At 48.5% G+C, this 16,077-nt stretch carries 8 protein-coding genes; 3 read left to right on the top strand and 5 right to left on the bottom strand.

Annotation, left to right across the window (positions count from 1 at the left end; translation table 11 throughout):
- Positions 1-475: 475 nt before the first annotated feature.
- Both parC and R0I52_RS03820 read left to right on the top strand, forming a co-directional pair.
- Positions 476-2,782, top strand: a complete 2,307-nt coding sequence (parC, locus tag R0I52_RS03825; RefSeq protein WP_317053234.1) for a DNA topoisomerase IV subunit A — start codon at positions 476-478, stop codon at positions 2,780-2,782.
- Positions 2,783-2,947: 165 nt separating this feature from the next.
- Positions 2,948-3,778 (top strand): HAD family hydrolase, encoded by an 831-nt coding sequence (locus R0I52_RS03820; protein WP_317053233.1) that lies wholly within the window; start codon positions 2,948-2,950, stop codon positions 3,776-3,778.
- Between the two features lie 239 nt (positions 3,779-4,017).
- On the opposite strand, the gene R0I52_RS03815 is transcribed toward R0I52_RS03820, so the two are convergent.
- The gene (locus tag R0I52_RS03815; RefSeq protein WP_317053232.1) at positions 4,018-5,637 is read right to left on the bottom strand and encodes an AbgT family transporter; all 1,620 of its coding nucleotides are present in this window, start codon (positions 5,635-5,637) and stop codon (positions 4,018-4,020) included.
- A gap of 413 nt (positions 5,638-6,050) precedes the next feature.
- A complete protein-coding gene (locus tag R0I52_RS03810; protein ID WP_317053231.1) occupies positions 6,051-6,314 on the bottom strand; it encodes a hypothetical protein in 264 nt (87 codons plus the stop codon).
- Between the two features lie 266 nt (positions 6,315-6,580).
- Between R0I52_RS03810 and R0I52_RS03805 the strand changes: the two genes are divergently transcribed.
- The gene (locus R0I52_RS03805; protein WP_317053230.1) at positions 6,581-7,741 is read left to right on the top strand and encodes a PotD/PotF family extracellular solute-binding protein; all 1,161 of its coding nucleotides are present in this window, start codon (positions 6,581-6,583) and stop codon (positions 7,739-7,741) included.
- Positions 7,742-7,779: 38 nt separating this feature from the next.
- Here R0I52_RS03805 and R0I52_RS03800 read toward each other — a convergent pair whose 3' ends face one another.
- From R0I52_RS03800 to gltB, 3 genes are all read right to left on the bottom strand, one after another.
- Positions 7,780-9,015 carry an FUSC family protein gene (locus R0I52_RS03800; RefSeq protein WP_317053229.1) on the bottom strand — a complete coding sequence of 412 codons (1,236 nt, stop codon included), beginning with the start codon at positions 9,013-9,015 and terminating at the stop codon, positions 7,780-7,782.
- Between the two features lie 216 nt (positions 9,016-9,231).
- Complete coding sequence (locus R0I52_RS03795; RefSeq protein ID WP_317053228.1) at positions 9,232-10,653, bottom strand: FAD-dependent oxidoreductase; 1,422 nt, start codon at positions 10,651-10,653, stop codon at positions 9,232-9,234.
- Between the two features lie 144 nt (positions 10,654-10,797).
- A complete protein-coding gene (gene gltB, locus R0I52_RS03790; protein ID WP_317053227.1) occupies positions 10,798-15,261 on the bottom strand; it encodes a glutamate synthase large subunit in 4,464 nt (1,487 codons plus the stop codon).
- Between the last annotated feature and the right edge of the window lie 816 nt (positions 15,262-16,077).

Below are 16,077 nucleotides of genomic sequence, written 5' to 3'. Positions count from 1 at the left end.
GCTGTATGGTGACAAGCAAACCCTATAGCGGTAAATAGCCCTTTGTTCATTAACATACACACTTTATAAAGACTACTCAATATAAAAGATTGCTACTTGCGTTCGCAAAGCCACTTGACGTTCATTAATATCATTATTATCAAACAGTTAAGTAATAAATGACTCGCCATTTCATAGATTTTCATTTTCTTATTTATTACTGGACAATATTTTATTTTTATATCAAACCATCCTCACTGATGCGGTTATTGCTAGAGTGTGACGAAAACGCTGGCTTTTATAGCACGTGAAGCGAGTTGCATTATTTTACCTTGCTTGCCTGAACAGGCACGTCACACCTTGTCGTCTATTCTGAGTTATCTCTTTTTAATTTTGCCGATATCCTTTACGATAGCACTATCTTATTTTGGCGCTGATGCGCATTATTCATACCCATTACCTATACCTATTAAAACTGATAAGTGAACCTTACTTTATGTCCGATGTTATTGACCATATCGCCCCTGCCGCTCCTTCTCATGAGCCGATGGACACCCGCTCGGTAGCGGAATTCACCGAGCAGGCTTATCTCAACTACGCCATGTACGTCATCATGGATCGGGCGCTGCCAAATATCGCCGATGGCCTAAAGCCCGTCCAGCGTCGTATCGTCTATGCCATGAGTGAGCTTGGCCTAAAATCCTCTGCTAAAGCCAAAAAGTCTGCTCGTACCGTCGGTGATGTACTGGGTAAATACCACCCGCATGGCGACAGTGCTTGTTATGAGGCCATGGTACTGATGGCGCAGCCGTTTAGCTATCGCTATCCGCTGATCACCGGTCAAGGCAACTGGGGCAGCCCTGATGATCCCAAATCCTTTGCCGCCATGCGCTATACCGAGGCCAAAATGTCTGCCTATGCCAACACCTTGCTGGCAGAGCTCGGCCAAGGCACGGTCGATTGGCAAGATAACTTTGATGGTACCTTACAAGAGCCTGTTACCTTGCCTGCGCGCCTGCCCAATATCTTGTTAAACGGCACGACAGGGATCGCCGTCGGTATGGCCACCGACATCCCGCCGCACAACCTAAATGAAGTGGTACGCGCCGCCATTCGCTTACTAAAAAATCCTGAGCTATCGGTAAAGCAGCTCACTCAGTCGATACCTGCGCCTGATTTGCCCACGCCAGCTGAGATCATCACCAGCAAAAAAGACTTGCAGGCGATGTACGAAAGCGGCCGCGGCAGCTATAAAATGCGTGCGACCTACCATATTGATCCCAAAGAAAAAAACCTCGTCATCATCGACGCGCTGCCCTATCAAGTCTCAGGCAATAAAGTGCAAGAGCAAATCGCCAAACTCATGCTGGACAAAAAACTGCCATGGGTGACCGACATCCATGACGAGTCTGATCACGAAAACGCCTGCCGTATCGTGCTTGAGCTGCGCTCTACCCGCGTCGATGTCGAGCGCGTGATGAGTCACCTGTTTGCCAGTACTGACCTTGAGAGTAATTATCGCGTCAATATGAATATGATTGGCCTAAACGGTAAACCGCAGGTCAAAAACCTCAAAGAAATCCTTGAAGAGTGGCTCATCTGTCGCCGCTCGGTGGTCACGCGGCGCTTGCAGTATCGCCTCGATAAAATCGATAAACGCTTACATATCTTGGCAGGGTTACTGATCGCTTATCTACATATCGATGAGGTCATTCGTATCATTCGCGAGGAAGACGAGCCAAAGTCAGCATTGATGGAGGGTTATGATCTGACCGACATCCAAGCCAATGCCATCTTAGACATACGCTTGCGTCAGCTGGCAAGGCTTGAAGAGATTGAGCTACGCCGCGAGCAAGATGCGCTAGACGCTGAGCGCGCCACCATTCAAGAGCACTTGGAAAATCCAGACAGCCTGACCAATCTGATGATTGAAGAGCTGAGCGCCGATATGAAAGAGCACGGCAACGAGCGCATGTCACCACTAGCAGAGCGCGAAGAAGCGCAGGCGCTAAAAGAGTCGGATCTGGTACCAAGCGAGCCTATCACCGCAATACTCTCAAAAGCAGGCTGGATTCGCGCTGCGAAAGGTCATGACGTCGATGCCGCTGGTATGAGCTATCGCTCAGGGGACAGTTATCAAGCGCACGCACGCGGTAAGTCCAACGAGAGAATCTACGTACTCGATAGCACAGGGCGTAGCTATAGTGTCGACGCGCATAGCCTAGCCTCGGCGCGTGGTCAAGGCGATCCGCTGACCAGCGTACTCAAGCCGCCAGCAGGTGCCAGCTTTGAGCAGCTATTAACTGGTCGCGACGATCAGCGCATCATCCTCGCCAGCTCTAACGGCTATGGCTTTATCAACTCCCTTGGCAACCTCGATAGTAATCAAAAAGCCGGTAAAAAAATCATCAATCTAGCGGCCGATAGTCGTCTGCTCCCTGTCGTGCGTATCGATGGGCCAGCGGAAGTGGCGGCCCATGCTGACGGTGCAAGCAGCAACGAAAATGTGGCACCTAACCATGTCGCTGTGGTGACCAATGCAGGGTATTTATTGGTATTTGCCCTTGATGACTTGCCCGAGCAAGCACGTGGTAAAGGTAATAAGCTGATTAAATTAAAAGACGATGAAGAAGTACTTGCTATCACGCCACTAAGCTTGCAAGACAGCCTAGTCATCACCGCCGGCAAACGTCATGTGACACTAAAGCCCAATGATCTGGCCAACTATACGGGCAGTCGTGGTAATCGCGGTGGACAGTTGCCAAGGGGTTTCCAGAATGTGAGCTCGGTTGCGGTTGGGTGATTGGGTTTTTGAAAATCATAACGCTAATCTAGAACCTTAGTTTAAAGTTACTATTATAGGTATTTATAAAAAAGGCATCTTAGGATGCCTTATAAGTACTTGCCCCACTCTGACCCATTAACTTAAAAGACTTACACGGTTGTTTTTTAAACATAAAGGATGCTCATGTTTATAGTAGATAAGGCTGCGACAGCCAGTATGCCCCGCAAGCTGCCTATGCCAAAAGTGATATTTTTTGATATCGACGATACGCTGAGTCGCAACGGTATTATCGCCGAACACAACAAGGCTACCCTTGAGGCGCTCGCTCAAACCGACATTAAGCTGGTGATCTCTACAGGGCGCTCTAAAGCGATATTGCCAGCTGATATTTTGGCCTTGCTCGAGGCTGATGTGCTTGATGCCATTATCTGTATGAACGGACAGTACAGCTTTGATAATCAGGGCTTAATCAGTCATTATCCGTTGTCTGCTGAGCAAGCAGACAAAATCGTGCAGTTATGCCAGACCAGTCAGCTGATTCATAAGTTTGACTCAGCGACTCATATCGCTTGGTCGGGGGAAAATGAGCGTCTGCGTGAATTCAATGTCAAAACCCCCAACTCCATCGTCGATCCCCTCTATTATCTATCGAACCCTGTTTATCAGTGCTCGGTGTTTTTTAATAATCAATTCGATAAAATGCAGGATATCGACTTTGCGCGGGACGATTTAAAGCTGGTGCATTGGCATCAAATTGGCGCGGACATTTTGCCTGCCAACGCCTCAAAAGCTCGCGGCATCCTAGACGTTTGTGACTATTATGGCGTAAATGCCAGTGAATGTATGGCGTTCGGCGATGGTATGAATGATTTGGAGATGTTTGATTTGGTCGGCTATGCGGTCGCGATGGGCGATGCCCAGCCTGCACTGATCGAGCGCGCAGATTTTGTCACAGGTACCATTGAAGAACATGGGATTCAAAAGGTGCTTGAGCAATTTAAGGTGGCGTCATAAATAGAATATAGTGAGTTCAGTATAAAAACGATACAGTGGGACTGGGATAAATTTTTCGCAGCCTCTGTCGGCGCAGGCACAGCACGCAAGGAAAATTTATACCAGTTCCACGTTGACATATAATGTATCTGTTTTATTTAGAATTGACTATAGTCTTAAGCAAAACCCTTGCCAATCGCTGACAAGGGTTTTTATTTTTTATATCAGCTAAATAGTATTAGCGATTATTCAAATAACAACTACTGAGCAGGATAATAGGTCTCTGCGCCAGGGCCGACTGGCAGACCCAGCACAAACACCCAGACAGAAAATAATATCGTCCAACCGATCAAAAAAGCCATGGAGTATGGCAGCATCATCGCCATCAAGGTTCCCACCCCAGTGTCTTTTTTGTAGCGCATTGCCACTGCCAAGATAAGACCAAAATAGCTCATCATCGGCGTGATGATATTGGTGGTCGAGTCGCCAATACGGTAGGCCGCCTGAATCATCTCTGGCGCATAACCTGTAAGCATGAGCATCGGCACAAAGATCGGCGCAGTCACCGCCCACTGAGCAGACGCCGAACCGAGCATCAGGTTGACCAGACCACAAATGATAATAAAGCCTACCAGCAGTAAAGGACCTGTCATACCAACATCACTTAAGAAGGTCGCGCCAGACACCGCCATCACCGAACCAAGGTTTGACCACTTAAAAAACGCGGTAAACTGTGCGGCAAAAAACACCAGCACAATATAAATACTCAAGGAGCTCATGGCGTTACTCATGGCATCGACCACGTCTTGATTGCTCTTGATGCTGCCGGTAATCTTGCCGTAGATATAGCCTGGTAGGGCAAAGAACACAAAGATAAAGACCACGATGCCTTTTAAGAATGGTGAGCCTGACACCAGACCGGTTTCTGCATTACGCAAGATGCCATCTGCAGGCACCACGGTCCACGCCAGCAATAAGCAAAATATGAGCATACTGATACCTGCCCATAACAGTCCCTTTTTCTCAACTGACGATACTTTTTCGATTTGCGTGTCTAGTACAGAGGCATCATCAGCATCGTTCGGATTGTATTTGCCCAAGCTTGGCTCAACGATTTTTTCGGTGACAAAATAACCCAAGCCACTGATCAAAAAGGTACTGGCGATCATAAAATACCAGTTGGCTTCTGCGCCAACGGTGTAGGTAGGATCGATGATACGCGCCGCTTCTTGGGTAATCCCCGAAAGCAGTGGATCTACGGTTCCTAATAATAGATTGGCACTATAACCACCTGACACCCCAGCAAACGCCGCAGCCAGACCGGCTAGCGGATGCCTACCAAGTGAGTGAAAGATAACTGCCGCCAGTGGTATCAATACCACATAACCAAGCTCGGCTGCGGTGTTTGACATGATACCAGCGAACACAATGGTAAAGGTCACCATTTTTTTGGGCGCATTCATGACCAGACCACGCAGGGCAGCTGATATCATGCCAGAGTGCTCAGCAATACCGACACCGAGCAATGCCACCAGCACCGTACCAAGCGGCACAAAGCCGGTAAAGTTGGTGACTAAATTTTCAACAATGCGCGCCAAGCCCTCGCCGTTCAATAGGTTAACGACTTCGATCATGCCATCGGCACTACGTCCGCTGGTGCCCTCAGGGCGCGGATCTATCACCGACACCCCAAAATAAGACATCACAGCTGAGAGTATCAACAGCAGCACGGACATCCAAACAAACAAAATGACCGGATGCGGCAGTAGATTACCGAGCCACTCAACCCCTTGTAAAAACCGCTGCATACGAGAGCTTTTCGCTGCGGTATCAAAGTTATTGTTTGGTGGACTGCCATTTGGCGAATTACTTCCTTGCATAGCCACTGCTCCATTTAGAACTTAAATAAATTAATAGGTTTCAAACATATGAAAACGTTGATAAAAGATAGCGATTGAAACATAGTTGGGAAGCAGAAACAAATACTTTTGGCTTATAAAACCAAATGTTTGCAATTTTAAACAATCTATAAATGATAAGGAGCCTATATAGTCCAGTTGAAAACAAAACTGTCATAAGTTCCACAGCGCTACTGGGATGAATTTTGCGCAGCCTCTGTCGGCGCAGGCACAGCACGCAAGGAAAACTTATACCAGCAGCGCTATAACATTTTTTAAATTGAATTTACTATATTCACCAGCACAATCATCAATACAAGTAAACCAAAAACAAAAAGCGAGAAATTAGAATATCTCTAATCTCTCGCTTTTGTAGCAGTACAGCGGTACTATCATTAACGCGTGCGCGCTAGCAGACCATAAATCCAGCCGCCTATTTTATAAAGCCCAATCACCAGTAAAATCAACACCAGCGCCGCCAGTACATAGGCCAGCCAATTCGGCACGCTGCTCAGCCAGCCAATGGTAAAGGCCATCCCCATGTAGGTTTCTACCGGCCAATTGATGATAGGCGTTGGTGAGCCTGAGTTAAACATCGCCATAAAAACGATGATACCAATGATGGCAGCAATCACGCCGGCACGGTTACGATTATTCATGTTTTCTCCTAATCTGACACATATATTTAGTTTTTTTAGTGACTTGCTCAGTAACATATCTCGAAACGACAGCATCATCTTAGTTATTTTGTTGTACTTTTTATGGTGATGGTAGGCGCGGCCAAAATCTCTTTACGCCGACCCTTTAAATCAGTAACACTAATGGTCATAATAGTATCGATCACCGTATGCAGCGTTTAGCACTTTGTATGCGCCCGTTTTTATGCCGTTTTATCGATTTGCCTTTATTATTTAGGAGAGATATTTTGACACACGTATCATCATCCCAAGCGCCTGCCCGCTCTGTGGCGGGCATCGGTCGCCTATTGCCTACGGCCATGACAAAGACTGCGCCAAAAGCCTTGCTTGCCATGGCAGTCGGTTTGGTACTTGCCAGCTGTAGTAACTCTGACAATGCAGCAGCGGATGGCAGTGCTGGCGCAAGCAATGAGACGCTAAACTTATATAACTGGTCAGAGTATATGCCTCAAGAGATTCTTGATGGTTTTGAAGAAGAGACCGGTATCGCCGTCAATTACACCACTTTTGACTCCAACGAAGCGATGTACGCCAAGCTCAAGCTACTCGATGACTCTAGCCAATACGATTTGGCGATTCCATCGACGTACTATGTCGAAAAAATGGCCAAAGAAGGGTTGTTACAAGAGCTCGATAAATCGAAATTAAGCAACTTTAACAACCTTGATACGTCATTTACTAATACCAAGGTCGATCCAGACAATAAGTACTCAATTCCTTATATGTGGGGCAGTACAGGTCTTGCCATCAATGGTGACAGCGTCGACCCTGCGACCGTCAATAGTTGGAATGACCTGTGGGACCCGAAATACAGAGGTCAAGTGATGCTGACCAATGACGTGCGCGAAGTCTTTGGTATGGCACTACTAACCCTCGGCTACTCAGGTAACAGCAGCAACCCTGAGGAAATAGAAGCCGCTTATGACAAGCTCACCACATTGATGCCAAATGTCAAAACCTTTAACTCAGATGCCACGCGCATGCCCTATATCGAAGGGGAGACGACGCTTGGTATGACGTGGAACGGCGAAGCGGTCATGGCCAATGATGAAGGCTTGACCAGCTTGGTTTATAAATACCCATCTGAGGGCGCGATATTGTGGATGGACAACTTTGTCATTCCAAAAAATGCCAAGCAAGTGGATGCCGCACACAAGTTTATCGACTACCTGCTTCGCCCCGAAAACGCCAAAATCGTCAGTGAAGAGATTGGCTATGCGTCGCCAAACTTAGCCGCACGCGAGATGATGGACGAATCAGTGCGCAATAATCCGGCGATTTATCCTTCTAAAGAAGTACTGGCAAAAGCAGAGTTCCAAGAGGATGTGGGTGATGAAGCCTTGCAAATATATCAGCAGTATTGGGATAAGCTAAAAACAGGTCGTTAATCTTTGGTTATTGGTCTTTGAAAAACGATAGAGATGGATTATAAATGCAAATCCGTCTCGCCGCCTTTGTCCTCGATGCGGCGTTGCTCGCGGCGCTGATAGCGTAGGCCTGAGGCTGCAAACCACTGCGGCTTGGTCTTTTGTAATAAGTCGCTGAGGCGCTGAAGCTGCACTTGTAGCGTCTGAGTCAACCAAAAATAGCCCTGCCATTCAAAGCCTAGGTTTTCTACACTGGGGTATTCAGAGACCGCAATACGGGTGATCGGCCGAAACACCTCATCGCTCGGACTGCGTAGCACCGCCGCCATATGCAGCATGGCTTGGGTCAGCTCATGCTGGTAGTGTATCAGCAAAATGTGGTTTTCGTCGTCGATCTCGATATTGGCCAAGCGCGGCGCTGCACTGAGCAGCAAATCAATCGTCCCAATGATGTTACGGTGGGTGCGCTGGATGGTTTCTAGGGTTTCTTTGTCGATGCCTGACTCGCTGGCGGTCGCTGCAATATGTGGACGCACAGCCAGCAGGCGTTTATTGATTTTTTGTAGCGCTTTGACCAGCGACTTGTTGACTGGCGTATCAGGGACAGAGCTGCTTTTGGGATAAACGATACTCGCTGAGCTGGTGGCTTTGGTATGCTTAAACGGCTTTGGTACTAAGACCTCAGCATCGATATGATTGCCAACGCCTGCGTATAGGTTGCTACAAGTCTCCAGATTATTGGCCAATAAAAACCGCCACATCAAGGTTGATTTTAATGGCAAAATCATCGTCGCGCCGACCGCCACCCCAGCGCCAATCAAGATATTAAATGCACGGTACAGACCATCTTGACCGACATTGCTGTGATCAGGGCTCGAGACAATCATCAGCATAGTGATGCCGGTGAGCAACCCGATATAGCCCAATTGTTTGACCGCCACATAACCGATGATGCCGCTAATCAACCCAATCAGCGCATAATATAGCCACATCCAGCCGCCGATGTCTTGACTCACCCACAAAAACCCCAATCCCACCGCCACACCAAGTATCGTGCCAAGTATCCGCTCTTTGGCTTTGGTATAAATCGCGCCTTGATACTGCAGCAGTCCCAAAATGACAAACACGGTAATGGTCGTCCACTCCCCGTTTGGAAAGTGTGTAAACTCATTTAATAATAAAGCGGCGAGCACCGCCACCCCCAAACGGATGGCGTGCAGGACATCCGCATGCTGGTAGCGCGCATAAGGCTCAATGAACGGTGCGCTAAATCGCTGCCAAAGTTTTGGTTTCACGCAAGGTCACTCTTATTAGATGAATAAAAAAACAGTCGCTTGGCGCACGTTTTAGTAGGCTCAAACCCTCATGCGCCACTGTCTATCAAGTAGCTTAAACACTTCACCGACATTTATCAAAAAAATAACGCCTTCTATCTATCGACAGATAAAAGGCGTCTATCAGGCAGCGCCCTGACAAGCTGGCGCAAGCCTTGACGGTCATTAGGGCAAGCCTTACACCTCTAAGAAGTCCAAGATGCCTTCTGCGGCTTCACGGCCTTCCCAGATGGCGGTCACGACCAAATCAGAGCCGCGCACCATATCGCCGCCTGCAAAGATTTTAGGATTGCTGGTTTGAAATTTAAATGTCTGCTGCTCGAGAGCCAATACGCGGCCCGAGCTATCCATACTCACTTGCTGACTCTCAAACCAGTCGGCAGGACTGGGACGAAAACCAAAAGCCATAATCACCGCATCACACTCTATGATTTCTTCTGAATCTGGAATCGGCTCAGGACGACGGCGGCCACGATTGTCTGGCGCGCCCAGTTGTGTGGTGACGACCTTGACGCCATTGACCTTACCATTTAGACCAATGATTCCGGTCGGCTGACGGTTGAATAAAAACTCCACCCCTTCCTCGCGCGCATTGACCACCTCGCGGCGTGAGCCTGGCATATTTTCTTCATCACGGCGATAGGCACAGACGACTTGCTCAGCGCCTTGGCGAATGCTGGTACGGTTGCAGTCCATCGCCGTATCGCCGCCGCCCAGCACCACCACGCGCTTGCCTTTTAGGTCGATGTACTCTTCGGCATCTTTTTCCCAGTCATTGCAGCGATTGACGTTGGCAATCAGATAATCTAGAGCGTCATAGACGCCGTCAAGCTCTTCGCCTACAAAGCCGCCGCGCATATAGGTATAAGTACCCATTCCCATAAACACCGCGTCGTACTCGCTCAACAGCTCATCGATAGTGACGTCTGTACCGATTTCGGTCTCGAGGCGAAACTCAATACCCATGCCTTCAAAGATCACGCGGCGATTGCGCATGACGTCTTTTTCCATCTTAAACTCTGGGATACCAAAGGTCAGTAGGCCGCCAATCTCAGGACGCTTGTCAAAGACCACAGGCTTGACGCCATTTCTTACCAAGATATCAGCGCAGCCAAGACCTGCCGGCCCAGCGCCAATGATGGCAACTTTTTTGTCTGTCCAAACCACATCCGACATATCAGGTCGCCAGCCTAAGGCAAAAGCGGTATCGTTGATATATTTTTCGACATTACCGATGGTCACCGCGCCAAAACCATCATTTAGCGTACAAGCGCCTTCGCACAAGCGGTCTTGAGGGCAAACGCGGCCACATACTTCAGGCAAAGTATTGGTACGGTGGCACAGCTCTGCTGCCTGAAATATTTGGCCTTCGGTGGCCAGCTTGAGCCAATTAGGGATGTAATTGTGAACTGGACATTTCCACTCACAATAAGGGTTGCCGCACTCAAGACAACGATGGGCTTGCTGCGCCACCGCCTCGCTCTCAAACGGCTTATAAATCTCAACAAACTCTGTCGAGCGGGTGGCAATGTCTTTTTTGGCAGGATCAAACCGTGGTACATCTAAAAACTGAAAACTATTTTCTAAGCGTTTTGCCATGATAACTGTCTCTTCTCTAGGTGGCTTTTATCGTGGGTGGGGAGCCGCTGCGACACACTGTCAGTCCATCTGATATATGTCACTGCGGGCACCGACCTGCGAAAAAACCAATGTATTAAAACGTCTCTTATACCCTATACCCGACTACTGTGGATCAGCCATGGTGGTTTTTAGGAGACTGGCAATATTCGCCGCTTTGGGCTTGACCAAGTAAAATTTGCGCACATAGTGCTCAAAGTCAGCCAATATCGTCTGGCCCCAAGCGCTGCCTGTTGTATCTACGTGGTTTTCTATCACTTGCTGCAAATAAATGCGGTGCTCTTCGGTTTGCTCGCTGGAGATACGGTTTAAATCAATCAGCTCGTGATTGCAGCGATCAAAAAAGTCGCCATCCATGTCGAGCACGTAAGCAAAGCCACCGGTCATCCCTGCGCCAAAGTTCAGCCCTGTCCGCCCAAGGATGGTCACCACGCCGCCGGTCATATATTCACAGCAGTGATCGCCTGTGCCCTCTATCACCGCGTGCGCGCCTGAGTTACGTACGCCAAAGCGCTCGCCTGCGGTGCCTGCCGCATACAATTTGCCGCCTGTCGCACCATAAAGGCAAGTATTACCGATAATGGCGGTCTCTTGGGTACTAAAACTGGCACCCTTTGGCGGATAGATAACGATCTCGCCACCAGCCATACCTTTACCGACATAGTCATTGGCATCGCCTTCTAGCTCGATATTTAGGCCGCCTGCATTCCACACACCCAAGCTCTGCCCTGCTGTGCCCGTTAGATGCAGCTTGATTGGCATATCACTCATACCAAGATTGCCCCAGACTTGAGCGATCTCACCGGAGATACGCGCGCCGATTGAGCGATCGCAGTTGCCGATTGCATAGCTATAATCGCCGCCTGTACCTTGACGAATATTAAGGAGCATATCACTGACCATCTGCTCAGCGAGCAAGCCCTTATCAAATGGCTCATTACGCTCTACCTGACACGTTTGCGCGTTGCCAACGCTGGCTGGATGACTAAACAAGAGTGGCGTTAAGTCGAGGTGACGCTGCTTTGCAGTATTGCCTTCTAACACCTCGAGCAAGTCAGTACGTCCGACCAGCTCTTCCATACTACGTACGCCAAGGGCAGCAAGCCACTCACGTGTCTCCGTCGCCACAAACTTAAAGAAGTTGATGAGCATCTCCGCTTCACCGATGAAGTGCTCGTCACGCAACTTGGATTTTTGGGTAGCAACGCCTGTCGGGCAGTTGTTTAGATGGCAGATACGCAAGTATTTACAGCCCACCGCAATCATCGGCGTGGTACCAAAACCAAAGCTTTCTGCACCAAGGATAGCGGCTTTTACCACATCAAGGCCTGTCTTGAGTCCGCCGTCCGTTTGTACCCGCACTTTATCGCGCAGGCCATTGACGCGTAGCGACTGATGCGTCTCTGCCAAGCCCAGCTCCCACGGCGAGCCTGCATGATGGATAGAAGACAGTGGTGACGCTGCCGTACCGCCATCATAGCCTGAGATGGTGATTAAGTCGGCATAGGCCTTGGCCACGCCTGTCGCGATGGTGCCAACGCCTGGACGTGAGACCAGCTTCACCGAGACCAAAGCATCGGGATTGACTTGTTTTAAGTCAAAAATCAGCTGAGCAAGATCTTCGATAGAATAAATATCATGATGCGGCGGCGGTGAGATGAGTGTCACCCCTGGTACAGAGTAACGCAGGCGCGCGATCAGCGCATTGACCTTACCACCTGGCAGCTGTCCACCCTCCCCTGGTTTTGCACCCTGAGCGACCTTGATCTGCATGACTTCAGCTGAGCGCAAGTACGCAGGCGTGACACCAAAACGACCAGAAGCCACTTGTTTGATTTTTGAATTGCGCAGCGTGCCATAGCGTACCGGATCTTCGCCGCCCTCTCCTGAGTTTGAGCGTCCACCGATGGTATTCATCGCCATGGCGATCGCTTCATGTGCTTCTGGTGATAGAGCGCCAAGCGACATGCCCGCCGAATCAAAGCGTGTCAAGATAGCCGAAATGTCTTCGACCTCATTTACGTCAATCGAGTTATCTGTCTTTAATTGCAACAAATCCCGCAAGGTTGCTACAGGGCGACTGTTCACCAAGTCGGCATACTGACGATAATTGTCATAATCGCCTGTCCGTACAGCGGTGTGCAGGCTGTTAATCACATCAGGATTAAAGGCGTGATACTCTTTGTTAAAGACAAACTTGAGCAAACCACCTTGATCAAGGGGTGCACGGCGCTTAAAGGCGTTGGCCGCGAGTATGGCCTGATCTGCTGCCAGATCGGCAAAGGTGGCGCCTTTGATACGGCTTTGCACACCTTTAAAGCATAGGTTTACCACTTCTTCTGAGAGACCAACCGCTTCAAACAGCTGGGCACCGCGATAAGAGACGATGGTTGAAATACCCATTTTTGATAAGATTTTTAGCAAACCTTTATCCAAGCCTTTACGGAAATTGACCCGCGCCTGAATCGGATCGCCAAGCAGCTCACCACTGGCCACCAAGTCATCAATGACATCATAAGCCAAATATGGATAGACGCAGGTAGCGCCAAAGCCAATTAATACCGCCACCTGATGCGAATCACGCGCCAGCCCCGTCTCGATGATAAGATTGGCATCAGTGCGGATACCTTGGGCGATCAGATAATGATGCACTGCCCCTGTCACCATGATGGCATTGGCAGGGACTTTGTCGGCGACGATGTTTTTGTCAGACAACACAATCAGCGTATGGCCTGCGCGAATACTGCTTGCCACTTGCTCACAGATAGCAGTGATGGCTTCTGACAGCTCAAGGGTGCGATCATAATTTAAATCAATACGCGCCATCTGAAACGCTGGGTCATCTAAGCGCTCAAGCTGCTGCATTTTGCTGGCTGACAATACCGGTGAGGATAAGATAATACGGTGTGCATCGCGCGCGGATGGTGCAAACACATTGGTTTCAGCGCCGAGGCACGTCTGTAGTGACATCACGATTGACTCACGTAATGGGTCAATCGGTGGGTTGGTCACCTGCGCGAACTGCTGACGAAAAAAATCGCCGACATGACGAATTTGCTGCGACAGCACTGCCATTGGTGTGTCATCGCCCATCGAGCCCACTGGCTCTTGACCATTTTCGGCATTAGGACGGATGATTTCGGTGCGCTCTTCATTGGTGATGTGATACATCTTTTGTAGGGCCTTGAGTGGCTCGCCGCGGCAGGCCTGCGCCGCCAGCTGCTCTTCTAGACGCTCATCATCACGGACACGAGTCGCTTCTTCGCGCAGCCATTTGCGATACGGGTGCGCTTTTTTTAGTAAGGTCGCTATGGCTTTGGTGTCTAAAATCTGGCCAGTCATGGTATCGATGACCAGCATTTGACCGGGACCAACGCGGCCTTTTGCCAGTACATCTTTTGGTGCGTAATCCCAAACACCTACCTCAGAGGCGACCGTAATGTAGCCATTCTTCGTCGTCACCCAGCGCGATGGGCGCAAGCCGTTGCGATCAAGCATACACACCGCATAGCGCCCGTCTTGAATCACCAGACCCGCTGGCCCATCCCATGCCTCCATATGCTGCGAATAAAACTCATAAAACGCGCGCAAATCCATGTCCATGCCATCGACATTTTGCCAAGCAGGTGGCACAAGTATCGACATGGCATGAAACAGACTCATGCCGCCAGACATCAGCACCTCAAGCATATTATCCAAACTCGAGGAATCCGATCCTGTACGATTGACCAGTGGCGTCAGCTCATTTAGGTTGGGCAGTTTGTCCGATTTGAGTTTTGGGGTGCGTGCCTCCGACCAGTTACGGTTGCCCGTGATGGTATTTAGCTCACCATTGTGCGCCAGATAGCGAAATGGCTGTGCAAGCGGCCAGCGCGGTAAGGTATTGGTAGAAAAACGCTGGTGGAATACCACGATATGTGAGGCCAAGCGCTCATCTTGCAGATCCAAAAAGAACGCAGGCAAGTCAGACGGCATCACCAACCCTTTATAGATAATCGTCTGGGCGCTCAACGAGCACACATAAAACAGCTCATCGTCTGCCAAACGTTGCTCGGCTTTTTTGCGCGCGACAAACAGCTTACGATTGAAATCATCTGCTGATAAATCATCAGGCGCATTGACAAACACTTGCTTAAAATCAGGCAATGTCTCACGGCCTATGTCACCGACAATCGTCAAATCAAGTGGCACATTACGCCAGCCCGCCACATCCAAGCCTTGTGCAGTAATCTCTTCAGAGAGTATTTGCTGGCTGTGGTTTGCTTTAGCAGCGTCGAGATTGACAAAGACCATGCCCACCGCAAAATTATCAGTGATATCAAATTGCAGCTCGGCGGCAATTTTTTGAAAAAACTTGGTCGGCGTTGCCAACAATAGACCACAGCCGTCACCCGTCTTGCCATCAGCAGCAACGCCGCCACGGTGCGTCATACAGCTTAAGCTATGAATGGCTGTTTTTACCAAATCATGGCTGGCCTCACCCTCAATGTGAGCGATCAAACCAAAACCACAGTTATCAGAGAAATCATCTGGCGTGGCCAAATGCGTATGGGAGGAAATCATTGACATGGCTAGTCCTTTTAAGTGAACGGGTCGCTTATCATCCAATGCGGAGCATAAACGGCTATCCGTAGGCAGAACGGGCTAATAAATAATATTCGCATATCCGAATTAATAATTGATGTGACGTTCTTATTCATCATACTCTGAGAATCAGGTTAGCACCTTGACCCTCCTAGTCATTAATGATGTCTGAACAGATAATTAATGTATGAATAGACAGTAAGTAATAGATCTTGGCAATCAGATAAAAATCGTTTTATCTGCCAATTACTCAGTTCTCAATCACATGCTATTGTTAACTGGAGTATCGTTTGTCACCGTGTATTACCGAACGCTATGATTATATTGGCTAGGTAGTGTAACGGTGCGATGATTTATATTGAATATTTGACGCTCTGTATTTAAGCGCTTTATTCACTCTAAAAAGAGCGACCGTAAGGGAGGCTGCGCCATTTATTAGCGTATAAATGCAAATAAAAATGGCGGCGCTTGGGACAACAAACAGTAGCAAAGCGTCTTATAAATTTGATGCAATCACTCACCGAATGTTCAATAAATAGTTATTTACGATAACTATACAGAACGTCGCCCACCGTTATATTAGTTAATGATTGACAAAAAATCTAGTCTTTTCTATCGATTCATCACCCATATTTTGTAAGAGAACGTATTACTAATGGTTATATAATAATGAAAAACAGCAGATAAAAATGCATGTAAAGGCAGGTTTTAGCTCTCATTTAAGCCATGGTTTATGCAACTATAATCAATTTGAAATAAAATCGATACGCTCATATGAACGTACAACTGCTATACAAAAAT

The organism is Psychrobacter sp. CAM01 (assembly GCF_032842965.1).
Lineage (GTDB): Bacteria > Pseudomonadota > Gammaproteobacteria > Pseudomonadales > Moraxellaceae > Psychrobacter > Psychrobacter celer.
Note: the sequence above shows the minus strand (reverse complement) of the source record. Positions and strands in the feature narration are given on the sequence as shown.

Excerpts from the sequence above, each read along its gene's own strand:
- parC (WP_317053234.1), top strand. The coding sequence starts at position 476 with ATGTCCGATGTTATTGACCATATCGCCCCTGCCGCTCCTTCTCATGAG.
- R0I52_RS03820 (WP_317053233.1), top strand. The coding sequence starts at position 2,948 with ATGTTTATAGTAGATAAGGCTGCGACAGCCAGTATGCCCCGCAAGCTG.
- R0I52_RS03815 (WP_317053232.1), bottom strand. The coding sequence starts at position 5,637 with ATGCAAGGAAGTAATTCGCCAAATGGCAGTCCACCAAACAATAACTTT.
- R0I52_RS03810 (WP_317053231.1), bottom strand. The coding sequence starts at position 6,314 with ATGAATAATCGTAACCGTGCCGGCGTGATTGCTGCCATCATTGGTATC.
- R0I52_RS03795 (WP_317053228.1), bottom strand. The coding sequence starts at position 10,653 with ATGGCAAAACGCTTAGAAAATAGTTTTCAGTTTTTAGATGTACCACGG.
- gltB (WP_317053227.1), bottom strand. The coding sequence starts at position 15,261 with ATGTCAATGATTTCCTCCCATACGCATTTGGCCACGCCAGATGATTTC.